Annotated in this window: 11 protein-coding genes; 5 read left to right on the forward strand and 6 right to left on the reverse strand. The window is 45.2% G+C overall.

The annotated features are described in order from the left end of the window. Window positions 1-108: 108 nt before the first annotated feature. The 6 genes from PN466_RS08100 to PN466_RS08125 all read right to left on the reverse strand — a co-directional run bounded on the left by PN466_RS08100 (window position 109) and on the right by PN466_RS08125 (window position 9,271). Complete coding sequence (locus PN466_RS08100) at window positions 109-3,450, reverse strand: DEAD/DEAH box helicase family protein (protein ID WP_271938514.1); 3,342 nt, start codon at window positions 3,448-3,450, stop codon at window positions 109-111. Window positions 3,451-3,454: 4 nt separating this feature from the next. Continuing rightward, window positions 3,455-3,652: a hypothetical protein gene (locus tag PN466_RS08105; RefSeq protein WP_271938517.1), complete on the reverse strand. Its 198-nt coding sequence runs from the start codon at window positions 3,650-3,652 to the stop codon at window positions 3,455-3,457. A 16-nt stretch (window positions 3,653-3,668) separates the two neighbouring features. Then, the gene (locus tag PN466_RS08110) at window positions 3,669-4,844 is read right to left on the reverse strand and encodes a restriction endonuclease subunit S (protein ID WP_271938520.1); all 1,176 of its coding nucleotides are present in this window, start codon (window positions 4,842-4,844) and stop codon (window positions 3,669-3,671) included. A 100-nt stretch (window positions 4,845-4,944) separates the two neighbouring features. Beyond that, a complete protein-coding gene (locus PN466_RS08115) occupies window positions 4,945-6,423 on the reverse strand; it encodes a type I restriction-modification system subunit M (protein WP_271938522.1) in 1,479 nt (492 codons plus the stop codon). Between the two features lie 200 nt (window positions 6,424-6,623). Continuing rightward, complete coding sequence (locus PN466_RS08120) at window positions 6,624-7,979, reverse strand: nucleoside recognition domain-containing protein (protein WP_271938523.1); 1,356 nt, start codon at window positions 7,977-7,979, stop codon at window positions 6,624-6,626. A gap of 47 nt (window positions 7,980-8,026) precedes the next feature. After that, window positions 8,027-9,271, reverse strand: coding sequence for an L-lactate MFS transporter (locus tag PN466_RS08125; RefSeq protein WP_271938525.1), 1,245 nt, complete (start codon window positions 9,269-9,271; stop codon window positions 8,027-8,029). A gap of 401 nt (window positions 9,272-9,672) precedes the next feature. Between PN466_RS08125 and PN466_RS08130 the strand changes: the two genes are divergently transcribed. The 5 genes from PN466_RS08130 to PN466_RS08150 form a co-directional block, all read left to right on the forward strand. Continuing rightward, complete coding sequence (locus tag PN466_RS08130; protein WP_271938527.1) at window positions 9,673-11,718, forward strand: SpoIIE family protein phosphatase; 2,046 nt, start codon at window positions 9,673-9,675, stop codon at window positions 11,716-11,718. 25 nt (window positions 11,719-11,743) lie between these two features. Continuing rightward, window positions 11,744-12,088: an STAS domain-containing protein gene (locus PN466_RS08135; RefSeq protein WP_271938528.1), complete on the forward strand. Its 345-nt coding sequence runs from the start codon at window positions 11,744-11,746 to the stop codon at window positions 12,086-12,088. Window positions 12,089-12,130: 42 nt separating this feature from the next. Then, window positions 12,131-14,251, forward strand: coding sequence for a glycogen debranching protein GlgX (glgX, locus tag PN466_RS08140; RefSeq protein ID WP_271938529.1), 2,121 nt, complete (start codon window positions 12,131-12,133; stop codon window positions 14,249-14,251). A gap of 444 nt (window positions 14,252-14,695) precedes the next feature. Beyond that, window positions 14,696-14,950, forward strand: a complete 255-nt coding sequence (locus tag PN466_RS08145) for a hypothetical protein (RefSeq protein ID WP_278003027.1) — start codon at window positions 14,696-14,698, stop codon at window positions 14,948-14,950. A gap of 218 nt (window positions 14,951-15,168) precedes the next feature. Next, a partial coding sequence (locus tag PN466_RS08150) for an Rpn family recombination-promoting nuclease/putative transposase (protein WP_271938531.1) occupies window positions 15,169-15,450 on the forward strand: 282 nt, incomplete at its 3' end.

Genomic DNA, 15,450 nt, shown 5'->3' on the forward strand with positions numbered 1-15,450 from the left:
GGTCTAAGGTTTCAAGTTGTACCTCATAGAAGAGAGAATCGCTATAGGAAAACCATTTTTCCTGTTAGCAAAGCTTGTGTGCGATCGCAATGACAACAGTTTATCAGTTTATCCGGCCCTAGTATTCAACTCGTTTAGGATTTCAATAATGCTACTTGCATCGCTGTCTCCAAAAACGCCATCTAGCCCCTGACTGTGCCAGTTGGTAAAGGGGACCTCATATAATAACCCTGGTGGCATTACGCCATTTTGGGTTAAATAATCGATAATATTCTCAATAAATCGAATCTGGTTCGCACTAAAATCATGGGTGTCTAAATACTTGCTGAATGCTTCTTTTGCTGCCTTTCTATCTAAGCCGACGATTTGCCTGACCAATCGCTTTAAACTCATCTTTTCTCCATAAACTTCCTCAAACTTATCGCGGTTTTCGATAGCATCGCTTGAGAATAACATCTTTTCGAGTTCCGTTAAATCTTCATTGGTTAAGGGTAAATTGCGCTTTAATTTGGCAACGGCTACATGATTTTCGTTGTTGCGGATGTAGGTTTCTACTTTTTTGCGATACTGTTCGCGACTGAAGGCTGGGGTGGCAGTGGGAACCTCCGCGTCGCGTAATTCTCCCAGTTCGTCAGTGAAGTCTGTATAAACGATTTCTTGGGTGGAGCGGTCAACGAATTTGAGTAGCTCTCGGAGGTCGCGGTGGAGACTTTCGATACTCTCGGGAGTCGCGTCACGCCACCATTCCTCTTGCTGCATCTCGGTAATTAATTCGAGTTTTTGCGCCACCATGGGGATGTTGGCTTTTTGCTCTAAGTTGTTGCCGAAATCTCTCACCTTATCCCTCAACAGTTCAAAGTCGCGGGTTTGGTTCAAAATCGCTAACTGCAACTTGACACAAAGGAGGTCAAACCTTTTGGTTAAGTGGTTCTCTGCGGGCAGACTGTCGGGCAAACTGGCTAAAGATTGGGAGATCGCCTCTCGGTCATCTTCTGTTAAGTGGTTCCACCGCGATCGCTGGCTAAATTCTTCTACTTTTTCCAAGTGGGGGCGCACTAAAAAGTTATCCTTGGGCATTGAGGCAACTTTTTGGTGGAGTTGGTTGAATAAACTGTCTTGGAGGGCGCTGGTAACGGACTGACTCAGTTCTAACCGCTTTTTGAACAGGTGGGCGCTGAGACTTTCGGTTATTTTGGCATTACTTGCGGCAATGTCTTGGCTAAAATAGTCGAAGTTACCGCACAAATCGAACACTAAAAACTCTTGTTTGTCAAGACCAGGGCCGAATAATTCCGGGCACAAGCGAGTGCCACGCCCGATCATCTGGTTGAACTTGATGCGGGAATAGACAGGTTTGAAAAAAACGAGGTTGACAATTTCGGGCACATCTACCCCGGTGTCTAGCATATCAACAGATACGGCGATGGTTGGCTGTTTATCGGGTTCGCTAAAGTCGTCCAGGAGGTTTTGAGCGTAGGGGTTTTTACTGTCGATGACTTGGCAAAATTCCCCTTTGTAGTGGGGATAGTTGAAGTTGAAACGTGCGGCGATAAATTCGGCGTGTTGGTGGTTGCGGGCGAAGATGATGGTTTTGCCGAGGCGATCGCCCCCTTCTGTTTTTAATCCTTTCTCCATCAACAGTTTTAAGGTTTTGTCAACCGTGTCTTGATTGAACAGCCATGTGTTGAGGGCGGTAGCGTTGACTTTATCGGGTATTTCTCCAGTGTCTTCGTCGCCGAATTTTTCTTCATATTCCTTCTGTTCCTCTGGGGAGAGGTCTGCGTACTTGATACCCGATCGCATAAATTTAAACGGTACGTCGATGCCTTTGGGGGGAACCAGATGGCCGTCTTTGATGGCATTGGCGAGTTCGTAGGCAAAGGTTGGCAGTCCTGGCTCTAGGTCGAAAACTTGATAGGTGTCTCGTTCCACTTCGTCGCGGGGGGTAGCGGTTAAGCCGAGCAGCAGGGAGTCGAAATAGGTGAAGATTTGCCGATATTTACGATAAATGGAGCGATGGGCTTCGTCAACGATTACCAGGTCGAAATATCCAGGGCCGAAACTGCGTTGCTCTCCTTCGGTTTGGTTGATACGGTTGCTGATGGTGGGATAGGTGGACAAAACGAGGTTGGCGGTTTCTGGGTCTTCGTTTTTGATGAGGTTGGCAGTAATGGGGTTGGGCAAGTGTTTTTTAAAAGCTCTCTGGGCTTGGTTGAGGAGAGCGGTGCGGTCTGCTAAAAATAGCACTCGTTTAATCCAACTGGCACGGGTGAGAACATCGACAAGGGCGATCGCCGTTCGGGTTTTGCCGGTTCCCGTTGCCATCACTAACAGGGCTTTGCGCTGGCGGCTGTCGAATCTTTGCCCGATGCGGCGGATGGCTTCTTTTTGGTAGCACCGGTTAACGATGTTGGAGTCGGGGGTTAAGCCGTCGAGGGGTTGGCTGTGGGTGCGGCGGAAAATGAGGCGATCGAGTTCGTCTTTTTTGAGAAATCCCTGGATGGGGCGCGGGGGATAGGTGCGATCGTCCCAAATCCAATGCTCGTAACCGTTGCTATAGAAGATGATGGGGCGCTGGTTATATTCGTTTTCGAGGCAGTCGGCATAGAGTTTAGCTTGATGTTGCCCTTCCTGGGGGCTTTTGCGGCTGCGTTTGGCTTCTACGATGGCCAGGGGTTTACCGTTGTCTCCCCAATAGACGTAATCGACTCTGCCCTGCCCGCTCTCGTTTGGCATTCCTTGAACTCGGTACTCCGTTGACTCCGACAGATGTATCGGCCAACCGGCTTCCTTGAGCAAAACATCGATCAGGTAGGTGCGGGTATCCGCTTCGTTGTAGTCGTGGCGATCGCTCTTTTTTCGGTTCTCTTGTTTGAGTCGGGCGAGTTCGGCTTTGGCGGCTTCGAGTTCGGCAGCGGTTTGTTGTTGCCTGCTTTCGGCGAGGCGCTGCATTTCCTGGCTCTGGGAAAGATCGCTTTCGAGTTGTTGCACTTGCTCTAGGGTGAGGTCGCTCGTGGCAGCTTCGGGGATGAGGTCTGGGTTAAAGTTGAGAGCGGGGAGGTTTCTGCCGTCGGGGGTGTAGTAGCGAGTCAGCCAGTAGAGAAAGTGATAGAGTTCCTCGGCCAGGCGGCGGGCATCTTTGGAGGTCAGAGGAGTCGTATGGTGGGCGGCGGCGTTGCCAATTTTGAGGATAATGCGGATTTTGGGAAAGAGTCCGGGGGTGAGGTTGTCTTTAAAGGTTTGCTCGTGGATTAATGCCCCCAGGTTGTCGCTGTTGGGGGGTTGGAGGTAGGGGTCGTTTTGATAGAGCCAGATAACCGCTTGTTCTAGGGTATAGCGGGCGTAGAAGCAACTGGCGCGAGGAGCGCTGTTGATGAGTTGCTCGGTTTGGCTGGCGCTTTGGTGCAGTTGGGGGTAGTGGGTTTGGAGAAAGTCGAAGTTTGAGGTCATGAGTTTATGCAAGAAGTTGATAGAGTTCTGAGTTTTTGGCTAATACATACTTAGCCGCTTGGTTAAAATCGCCCTGAGATTCGTTGAACCATTGAGCAATTTTCGATTCTAGGATTTCCTCTGGTGTGGTATTCTGTTGACTGGCTATTTGTTTGATGTATTGGTATTGTTCTTCTGAGAGTTTTAATATTATTTGGTTCATGAGTTATTTCCTTTAGTTAGAGTTCGCCTTTGAAGGCTTTTTGGAGGAGGGAGTTAAAGAGGTTGTTAGATTGGTTAGAGTAAACAAGTAAGTTTTCCTGAGTACTAGTGACGCGCCTAAGAATACTTTCAAACTCGTCTTGAAGTCGTTTGGGTGGCAGTAGAACGGAGATACGCATAACCACATCTTGGCTAATGGTTGACATTGTGACCGTGTTGGCCATACTTATAAGTCGCTTGCGAGAAGCTGGCAGCCTAAGAAAGTAGTTTAAAAATATGCTGTTAATTTTTGACGGATCAGGGCTTATTCTAATAATGTGACACTCAAACAACGCTGAGTAGTCTTCTTTGTCAAAAACGTTATTATAACCAACACCCTCAAGCTTTAGAGATGAGCGGCAAAACAAAATGTCTCCTTTTTTTAGCCCAAATTTTCTTACTTCTTCATCAGTAGGATTAAGAGTTCTGCTACTGTTGCAGTCTATTGTATAACCGCTAAACAGCTCTTTTACCCAAATCACAGGCACTTTTCCACCATACTCCTGATTTTTCTTGAAAATTCCGTTACTAGGCCTGTCTCTAATAACTTTTTTGAGATTAATAATCTCCCACCCCATCGGATTAGTCACCGGGTTGCCGAACATCTCCAGGAAAGTAGAACGCAATAACTCATCGGTAAGAGCGATCGCCTCTTGTCTCTTCCGTCTTATCTCGTCCGCTTTGTCAAGTATTGCAGCTATTCGGCGCTGTTCCTCTATTGGTGGAAAAGAAATCAAAAACTCGGTTAGTGTTTGAGGACTAACACGAGGCAAATTGACACCAGTTGCTTTAACAGTTGCTAGTTGTATGTACTGGGGCTGCCTCAAAAAATAGTATAAAAACTTTTTGTCAATAACAGAAGTAGGTAAAATTGGTAATATGTCAGTGCTACAAATACCAGAAAAGTTAGGACAAGCAATCTTTTTTAGGTACGGGCGCAGTTTTCCGTACAGCAAATGACTGTCAGAAAAAGCAAACTTACTACTAGCAAGATCGCCAGTTTGCACTCTTCTAACTTTAACAAATTGACCTTCTCCTGTAATATGCTCTAGTCCAACATATTTGGTTCCAGATTTAATTTTGCTTGCTTGGACTGACGAGCGATCTATTTTCACTATTTCCCCTAACTTTCTCGTTTTCCATCTACTACTCATCCCACCAATTCCTCCCAACAGGATAGGAGCGATCGCTCTTGACAATCCTTAATCGCCACCACATGATTCTGGTAAAAAAATTCAGTTTTAATTAAGTTCATTAGCCTTTACCTAACAACTCTTCTAATTCATCCAAATCTGCATTAATCTCATCTTCCAACTGGCGCAACTTCCCTAAAATAACCTTTGGATGTTCGTATTCCACTTCCTCATATTCCACCTCCTTATACCGATTAATCGACAAATCATAACCATTCTCCTCAATCTCCTGTTTAGGCACAAAAAACGCCTTACCCCCTCGGTCTTCATCCTGCTGATAATTTCGCTTTTTCCACCGTTGCAAAACATCCGGGATATCGTTCTCTTCTATGTCCTGCCGCTTATCATCCAACGAAAACCCATCCGCCTGCATATCGTAAAACCAAACAAAATCCGTACCTCCTGCCCCAGTTTTTGTAAAAATTAAAATAGCAGTCGAAACCCCCGCATAAGGCTTAAAAACCCCCGAAGGCATAGAAATCACCCCATCTAACTTATGCTCTTCCACCAACTTTTTTCTAATCCCTTTGTGCGCCCGCGACGCACCAAACAAAACCCCATCAGGAACGATAACCGCCGCCCTACCGCCTTTTTTTAACAACCGCAAAAATAGCGCTAAAAACAACAATTCGGTCTTAGTCGTACTAACAACCTTAGTTAAATCCTTAGCAATACTCGACTTTTCCACCGAACCCTTAAACGGCGGATTGGCTAATACCAAAGTAAACCTATCCTCAACCCCCGCGTGGTCTTCCGATAAAGCATCCCTCGCCTCAATCTTCGGGTCTTCCAGACCATGCTGCATCAAGTTCATGCTGCCAATGCGTAACATCGTGCCATCAAAATCGAACCCGTGGAACATCTGCCGATTAAAATGCTCCCGGTTCCCTGGAGCGTTCAACACGAACCCATTGCTGTCCTCCAGTTTCTCCAGATATTCGGCCACCGCTACCAAAAACCCCGCCGTCCCACAAGCCGGGTCACAAATGATATCGCGGGGCCCCGGTTCCATCAACTCCACCATCATCTTGATGATGTGGCGCGGCGTTCTAAACTGGCCATTTTGCCCCGCCGTAGTCAACTTCGAGAGCATATACTCGTACAAGTCCCCTTTTGTGTCGGCGCTGCTCGTCGGTAACTTGTCTATCTGTGCCACCACATTCGCCAAAAACGCCGCACTGGAAATTAAAAAGACGGCATCCTTCATATGTTTGGCGTAGGCACGACTGCCATCACTCCCACCCAACTCCTTAATAAAAGGAAAAGCCCCATCTCTGACGGCTTTTAACATTTCCTCCGGTGGGAGTTCCTTGAAATGCGACCAGCGACAATTCTCTTGGTTTTCCCCAAAGATGATCAGTTTAACCTCTTCTTTCAGTCGCAGCGCTCTCTTCTCGTTAGCCAGTTCCTTCTCGTCCAACTGTTTGATAAACAGCAAGTAGGATATTTGTTCGATGACCGACAGGGGGTTACTGATGCCGTTACTCCAGAACGTATCCCATAGCTTATCGACCTTTGACTTGAGTTCCCCTGTTATCATTTTTTACCCCTTTTCATGCTCAGATTCATAACAATTAAGCGATCGCCTGATACTTCTTCCCTAAAATAACGCTAGATCGTGATACCAAGTAATTTGTGCAAGCACCTCTTGCACGATGGCAAAGTCAGGGTAAGCTTTGGCAAATGCCCGCATGTATTTGGGATATCCGATAATCGGGCTTTTTGAAGAGGCGGCAAATGTTACCCCATCCAAAATAAACTCGAAAAGATACAAGCCGATAGAATTCCCGTAGCATCGGCAAGAAGCCCGGCGGCTAGAGCGTGGCGAATGCGCGTAATACCAACTGCCCCAAAATATACGGCGAGAACATAAAACGTTGTGTCCGTACTCCCCATCATGGTAGAAGCAACAAAGGCACTATAGGAATCCGGCGATCGCTCAATTATCTCGCTCATGATACCAAAAGCACCACCACCAGAAAGGGGACGCAGCAGTGCCATCGGTAAGACTTCCGCAGGCATTCCGATTAAATTAGTCAAGGGACCGAGTAAATTAGAGACGGCTTCCATCGCACCAGAAGCGCGAAACATCCCAATAGCAACCAGAATAGCAACTAAAAAGGGAATAATCCGAATGGCAATATCAAAACCCTGTTTGGCTCCTTCCGTGACGGCTTCATAAACTTTTACCCCTCGCCCGACTCCGTAAGTAATAATGAGGAGGATCAAAATCGGCATTAGCCAATGAGAAATGAAATCTTGGTTAAAGAAATCCCCTAGGGTGTCGCTGCGAATCACCCCATAGATCAGTGTCCCACTAAACCCAAGGATAAATAACCAAGCAATCATTTGAGACGCTCTACCTGTGGGATAGAGCAGGTGAGAATAATCTGCTTCTTCAACTTCTTCCACTCGATTATCGCTGCTTTCTATCTCTAATTCCTCTGGGGACGGCTCTGTGATAGACTCAACCTCCTGGAAGCTAGAATCTCTTCTACCCAACCAAGACGCAACCGAAATCCCGACAACCGTAGAACAAAGGGTGGCTAATAACGTAGGCAGGAAAATCGCTGCCGGATTAGTACTATTGGCGGCTACTCTGACTCCAATGACTCCCAAGGGAAACAACACAACGCTAGAGGTATTAATTGCCAGAAACAAGCACATGGCGTTCGTGGCAGTCCCTTTGAGGGGATTAAGCTTATTGAGTTCAACCATTGCCTTGATGCCAAAGGGAGTTGCTGCATTTCCCAATCCGAGCATATTAGCAGAAATATTGAGGATCATTGCCCCCATGGCTGGATGGGTGGGGGGTACATCCGGAAACAGCTTAACCATCAAGGGCTTCAGGAGATTCGCCAGAGTGTACATCAGTCCCCCTGCTTCGAGTACCCGTACTAAACCGAGCCAAAGTGCCATCACACCAATTAAATCAATGGCTAGATTGACTGCGGTTTTGGCGGAGTCGAAACTGGCATTCGTCACCTCTTCCATTTTGCCTGTATAACCAGCAAAGAGAATGGCGACAGCAATGAAGCCGACAAAAACAATATTTATGGCACTGGGTTTTCCTGACGGTTGATCTGCTTGAGACATTTAAAGAGGGATATCGGGTTGAGTGTTTATAACGTCGATGACTTTCTTCAGTTCCTTTCCCGCTTGAGCATTACCTGGGCGATCGCGATCCCTATAATCGCTAAAAACGCCATAAAGTAAAACACATAATTATATGTGCCAAATAGATCTCGAATGCGGCCGGTCACTAGGGTTCCAATCAAAGCACCAACACCATAGGCTGTGAACACAATACCGTAGTTTTGAGCATATTGATCGGGGTTAAAAAAGCACAATGTAATCGTTGGAGCCATGGCCAGCCAGCCCCCAAGACAGAACCAAAACAGGCAGAAGGCAATCAGATAGGTCGCCACTTGTCCCGTTTGAGCATTCGCCATTAACAGACAACCGATTAAGATCAGCACATAGGACAAAATGGCAATGTAGTGAGGCTTAAAGCGATCGCTCAACCAACCAAACAACGGACGACTTGCCCCATTGAAGAGCGCAAATAAGGCAACACTGCTTGCAGCGACAGTGGGATTAATCTTAATGATTTCCTGCCCAACTGGGCTAGAAATGCCGATCGCACTCAAACCAACGATGGTTCCAATGGCGTAACAAATCCACAGTCCATAAAACGATCGACTCTTGAGCAAGTTCCCAGAATAGGCTGAAACAACGCTTGATTGGGACGAAACGCTATTTTGCTGAGGATGCCAGCCCTTAGGAGGTAACTTCAAAGTGAAGGCAATGGCGAGAATAATGGCTGTAAAGGCGATACCGAGAATGCGTAACGTGGGTCGAACCGTATAGGTATCGATTAAGGAGTTGGCTAAGGGAGCAGTGATCAGGGGCGAAAGTCCAAATCCGACGATGGTTAACCCCAAAGCCAACCCTTTTTTATCAGGAAACCAGCGAGAGACCACAACCATCGGGACACCATAGGCAATACCAATCCCTGTTCCAGCAATTACCCCATAGGTGAAGATAAGTATTCCAATATCAGTCGCCAAGCTGGAAAGAATATAGCCTAAGCCTACAATAATCCCCCCGATCGCCGTCATGACACGCACCCCAATCCGAGTAATATAAAAACCCGCGATCGGCATCGATATGGCATAGGAAACCAAAACAAATGTGAAGGGCAATAGGCTTTGAGTTGCACTAATTCCCAACTCATTTTCTAAAGGGGTTCTAAAAATACTCCAGGAATAGACACTACCCAAGCACAGCAGGATAATCATCCCGAAAGGAATGAAAAGCCATCTGCCCCGATCTGCGGGTATTCCCAAGATATTGAGTTTTGGCTCATAATTCGTGGTTATATTCATACGCTTTGACTTCTCCAAGGATGAAGAGTTTAAATCAGGTGAGCAAGGAAAGTTCAGCAACAAACCTGCTGGTAGATTACACACTTTAGCGATCGCAAATTTTATCGGGGACAGTGTTGAATCTGCTATGAACCAAAATACTCCAAAACGCTGAACGGGACTATTAAAATATCCCAAAATTCTGGGTTCGGTCTATATTTAAGCCAAACCAGTCTCCCTGAGAAGGCTCGTTTTCAGTTAAAATAAAAGGTTAATCTAGCTCATCTTAAGGGTAGGGGATAGCTGAGATTGTCTTGTTGCTCTCCTCCACACGCTCTGATTAATGACCTGAAGATTGGAATCTCAGGAACTAAGGCACCCAGCCATTCACCGCTTAAGGTGAGGATATGGAATCTTTTTCTATGAAATCTTTTTCTAGCCATAGTTTACGCTTTCAGCTTACGGTCTTGGTTTTGTTAGCTGCGATCCCCGGTTTATTGGCGATATCGTGGTTAACCCGTTCTATGGCAACAGCATGGATGCGTCAGAGTGCTAAACAAAATAGGGAGATTCGCGCCCAGGAACTCGTCCAGCAACTGGCCACTTATAGTAGTAAAACCGAGGAAATTCTCAGTAATATTGCCCAAGTTAAAGATATGGTCAGTATGAACCAAGAGCGTCAGGAACCGATTTTAAGGTTTGTAGTGGCGACTTATGGACTGACTTGGGCACAAACCTTCGATCGCCAGGGCAAAGAGATGAGCAGTACCTGGGAAAAGACCGGAGAAAATGTGGCTAACAGGTCTGGGTTTCAACAGGCGATCGCCGGTTCAACCTCCATGGAAGCCTTCATTTCCCCAGCCTATAATCAGCCTGTTTTGTGTTCGACGGTACCCATTAGGGAGAAAACGGAGGTGATGGGAGTCCTGCGCAGTTGTATGAATTTAGTCAGCCTCAGTAGCCAACTGCGATCGCTACGATGGGGAAAAACTGGCTATGCCATGCTCTTAGATCGTCAGGGTTACATTCTTGTACATCCCGATGTTACTCTTCTCTCCCAACCCCAATTTATCTCTTGGGAAAATCATCCAGACCTTCAACCCACCCTCACCTCGTCTGGACAGCATTTTGAACGACAAGATCGCGATGGAAATGATTGGTTAGGCTACTCCTTACCCCTGGATAATGGACTGATTCTCCTGCTACAAGAACAAACCCGTGAACTGCGCCAACCCGAAGAGCAATTTTGGCAAATTTCTGTCTATTTAACCCTAGGAACGCTATTGGTCATTGGTGCAGCCGTGTGGTTCATTGCCACCAGCTTCACTCGTCCCATCACCGATTTAATTGTCGTTTCAACAACCCTTTGTACAGGAGAACTAAAGCAGAGAATTCAGGTCAATCGAGAGGATGAAATTGGGATTTTAGTTGATAGCTTTAATCGCATGGCAGACCAGCTTCAAAAGAGTTTTCGTCAACTCGCTCAAGCCAACCAAACTCTAGAAGACAAAGTAACTCGGCGGACAAGGGAATTAGAAACGGCTAATAAAGCCTTATATGCCGCCAATACCACTTTAACCTTTGAATTAGAAAAAGGTCGGCAAATTCAACGCAATTTTTTACCCAAACGAGATGAAGCCAAACCCTTAGTCATTCTTAATCCTCCCCAGTGGGAAGTTTTAGCTTGGTTTAAGCCCGCCCGTCAAGTAGCTGGCGATTTTTATGATGCTTTTGAATTAGAAGAGGACTACATCGGCTTAGTCATTGCTGATATTTGCGATAAAGGAGTCGGGGCTGCCCTATTTATGCCCTTAATTCAAAGTTTAATCCGAATTTTTTCCGGACAAACCAGCTTAGATGGTTTGGTCTTAACTGGAAAATTCACGGTGGATGATATGATCCCTTCCACTGAACACCACAACCTTTATACTGCCGATCACATCAATGCCCTAAAAGCAGTCGAGTTAACGAACCACTATTTAGCCAAAAACCATGGAAACTTAGGCATGTTTGCCACATTGTTTTTTGGTATATTAGACCGAAAAACTGGTAACTTAGTCTATATCAATGCTGGACACTTACCCCTATTTATTCTCAAGTCAAGAGGTGGAATAAAAGAATCTCTACCCCCTACAGGACCAGCCGTAGGAATTCAGATGGGAGCAGAGTATAAAAGTCATCAGGTTACCTTAGATCCAGGGGATCTTTTATTAGGATACACTGACGGCATCACCGATGCGCGATCGCCTCAAGGTGAGTCCTTTTCCCTAGAAAGCTTACTCTCAATATTGGAACAACCCGCAACATCTGCTACTGTCTTGCTAGAGCGGATTATCCATCGGATCAACGCCCATCGCAATCAAACGGATCAATTTGACGATATGACCCTATTAGTGGTGAGGCGATCCTTTCTCTCTGCTCCCTCGGAAAATCAGGAACCCTCAGTTGCTTCTGTTTCTCCCCATTAATCCTTAAACGGCGACCAACACCCCCATGGACATTAACATTCACAGTGAAGATTTAGTAACGATTATAGAAGTCAAAGGCAGCATTGACGGACAAACTGCCTCTACTTTGCAAGAGCAAATTCTACCCGCGATCGAATCAGCCCCCAGAATTTTGCTCAACATGACAGAAGTTTCTTTTATGTCCAGTGCGGGACTGAGAACCTTATTGGTCTTACATCGCAAAGCCGCCGAAAAAAACATAGATGAGCAAAAAATACCAATTATATTAGTTGGATTATCAGAAGAAATTCGGGACACTATGTCCATTACTGGATTCCTCGACTTTTTCACCCTTTGTGAAACCATAGATGAAGCTCGTCGCCTGTCTTAAATCACGATCTTTTACCAATCTTCTCTGGGGTAACTTATAACAATGGAACGTATTGATATTCATCCCACGCGCACCTATAAAACCTTTAAATTGCGCCGAGGAAAACCCTTTCCTTTTGGGGCAACCTTAAAGCCAGGAGGAGTAAATTTTTCCATTTTTTCCAGTCATGCGACTTCCTGTACTCTCGTCCTCTTTACGAAAGGCGATCCAGAACCCTTAGTAGAAATTCCCTTTCCTGAAGAATTTCGGATTGGCAATGTTTACTGCATGATGGTTTTTGACTTGGACTATGAAAATATTGAATATGGCTATCGTATGGATGGTCCCCATGAGACCACCGAAGGTCATTGGTTTGATCCGAGCAAAATTTTGATGGACCCCTACGCTAAAGTGATTGGCGGCCGAGATGTTTGGGGTGAGATGCCCAATTTTAAGGATATCTATCAACATCGGGCGCGAATTGTGATTGATGATTTTGATTGGGAAAATGACCGGCCTTTAGAGTTACCGCCAGAAGATTTGGTGATTTATGAAATGCATCTGCGCAGTTTTACCCAGCATCGTTCATCGGGAGTGAAAGAGAAATATCGGGGAACGTTTGCGGGAATGCGGGAAAAGATTGAGTATTTCAAAGCGTTGGGCGTTAATGCAGTGGAGTTAATGCCAATTTTTGAGTTTGATGAGTTTGAAAATCATCGATTTAATCCACACACAGGGGAGCGACTCTATAACTATTGGGGATATAGTACGGTCGGTTTTTTTGCGCCGAAAGCGGGTTATGCAGCAACCGGAAAGTTGGGAATGCAGGTTGATGAGTTAAAGGCATTGGTGAAAGAGCTGCATAAAAATGGGATTGAAGTGATTTTAGATGTGGTGTTTAACCATACGGCAGAAGGGAATGAGTTGGGTCAAATGATTTCCTTCCGAGGGATTGATAATAAGGTTTATTATATGTTGACCCCAGAGGGGTATTATTTTAATTTTAGTGGCTGCGGTAATACACTCAATTGTAATCATCCCATTGTGCGCAATATTGTGTTAGATTGTTTGCGCTATTGGGCATCGGAATATCATATTGATGGCTTTCGGTTTGATTTGGCTTCGATTTTAGGGCGCGATCGCGATGGCACTCCCTTAACTAACCCTCCGTTATTAGAAGTCTTGGCGTTCGATCCGATTTTGGCCAAATGTAAGTTGATTGCGGAAGCTTGGGATGCAGGAGGATTATATCAAGTGGGGTCATTTCCCTCCTTTGGCCGTTGGGCAGAATGGAATGGTAAATATCGAGATATGTTGCGCCAATTTGTCAAGGGAGATGCAGAGGTTTGGGAGATGTCCCATCGTTTAATGGGGTCTCCCGATCTGTATGCTGAAACGAACCGTCCCCCCACAACCTCGATTAATTTTATTACGGCCCATGATGGGTTTACGTTGATTGATTTATTCTCCTATGAAGAGAAACATAATGAGGCCAATGGGGAAGGAAACCGAGATGGGGCGAATGATAATTTTAGTTGGAACTGCGGTGAGGAAGGGTTGACCGACGATCCGGAAATCAATGAACTTAGACGACGACTGGTGAAAAACGCGATCGCCCTGTTAATGGTGAGTCAAGGTGTACCCATGATCTTAATGGGAGATGAGATGGGACGCACGAAGCAGGGGAATAATAATACCTATTGCCATGATAATGAGCTGAATTGGCTAGACTGGTCTTTATTGGAGACGAATCAAGATATTTTTGAATTCTTCCAGCACTGTATCGCTTTCCGTCATGCTCATCCGGTACTGCGACGCAGCACCCATTTCCACCATCAAGATATCGTCGGCAGTGGATACGCTGATATTAGTTGGCATGGAACCCAAGCGTGGAATGTGGACTGGGCTGATTATTCTCGGACTCTCGCCTTTTTGCTCTGCGGCAAACATACCCAAGATGGGCAAGGGGAAGATGACTATATATATGTGGGGATGAATATGCACTGGGAACCTCTGACGTTTGAAGTTCCCCAATTGCCGGATGAGAAACAGTGGCATTTATTTGCCGATACAGGATTAACTTCAGTTCAGAAAAGCTGGAAACCGGGTACAGAAATGGTTTTAGAAAACCAATTTGAACAGGAATTGTGCGATCGCTCTGTCTTAATCCTCGTAGGACGATAAATATTCCTCTATTCTTTAGGGATTAACCGCCGTTGATTCCCTATATTTGGGGTCTGTACCTCCCCACAATATAAAGATATTATGTAGTTAATTGCTCAAGGCTGTAAACTGTGATAAGCATCTTTTTCTTCTAGAATCAATAGGTAAGTTTCCATCAAAAAATACTAAATTTAATAAATTTTTAAGATCTCGATCATAGAACTTAATACAGGATTTATGCTCCATGAAACAGTCCAAAACCTTGATGAATAAAGGGTTTCAAACAGTCAGGGATCAAGGGAAATGGACGATTTACGAATTTCAAGGCTAAGTAACACCTCTAAAAAATTGACTATAATATAAATACTCTATTGAGTCGCTTAAGGCAAGATCTTTAATTCAAGGAAACCGGAAGATGGCTCAACCCTTTAGTAATCAACTTTGTAAACTTATTTTTCAAAAACCATGAAAACCTCCTTAAATACATCAGAGAATCAACATTCATCCATCCATATCCATGCCTCAGAGTTTAATATTCCTCTCATTCAACCTATACCCTGCCCGAACTGCGGTTCATCGGCTGAACGCAAGCACTTAGTTAAGTTAGAGCAAACTCAAATTGAATGCCCGTCCTGTGATTATTTCCTACTCACTTGTAGCCGTACTGGACGAGTGAAAGAAGCTTATGCTCCAGGCATTTATTGGGGTAATGGACGCTAATTACAGCGCTTTGCGCTGGTAAGAAAAGGAATAGAAAAAAGGCAGTAGGGGCGAAATTTCTTTCGCCCCTACTTGTGGTACTCAGGGTTTGGGGATTTGAGAAGGTACGAATGATGAGTCACTTTTTCTGCTCAAGTGACCGCAACGGGGTTAAGATCGAGTCAGTTAGGGCTTGTGATAAACTCAAAGTATCCTTTAAGACTCAAAAGAAACAAATCATGAAATTTATCAACCCCAAGATAGATTATGCCTTCAAAAAAATATTTGGCTCAGAACAAAGCCAACAAATATTAATCAGCTTTCTGAATGCCATCGTTTATGATGGAGAAAAAATCATACAATCCTTAACGATCAAAAACCCCTATAATCCGGGACAAGTTCTCAACTTAAAAGACACCTACTTAGATGTAAAAGCCGTTCTCAATGATGGTTCGATCGTAGTCATAGAAATGCAAGTCGCCTCAATGGCAGCATTTGACAAACGAGTCGCTTACAACCTA

This window comes from Roseofilum reptotaenium CS-1145 (assembly GCF_028330985.1).
In the GTDB taxonomy this organism is placed as follows: domain Bacteria; phylum Cyanobacteriota; class Cyanobacteriia; order Cyanobacteriales; family Desertifilaceae; genus Roseofilum; species Roseofilum reptotaenium.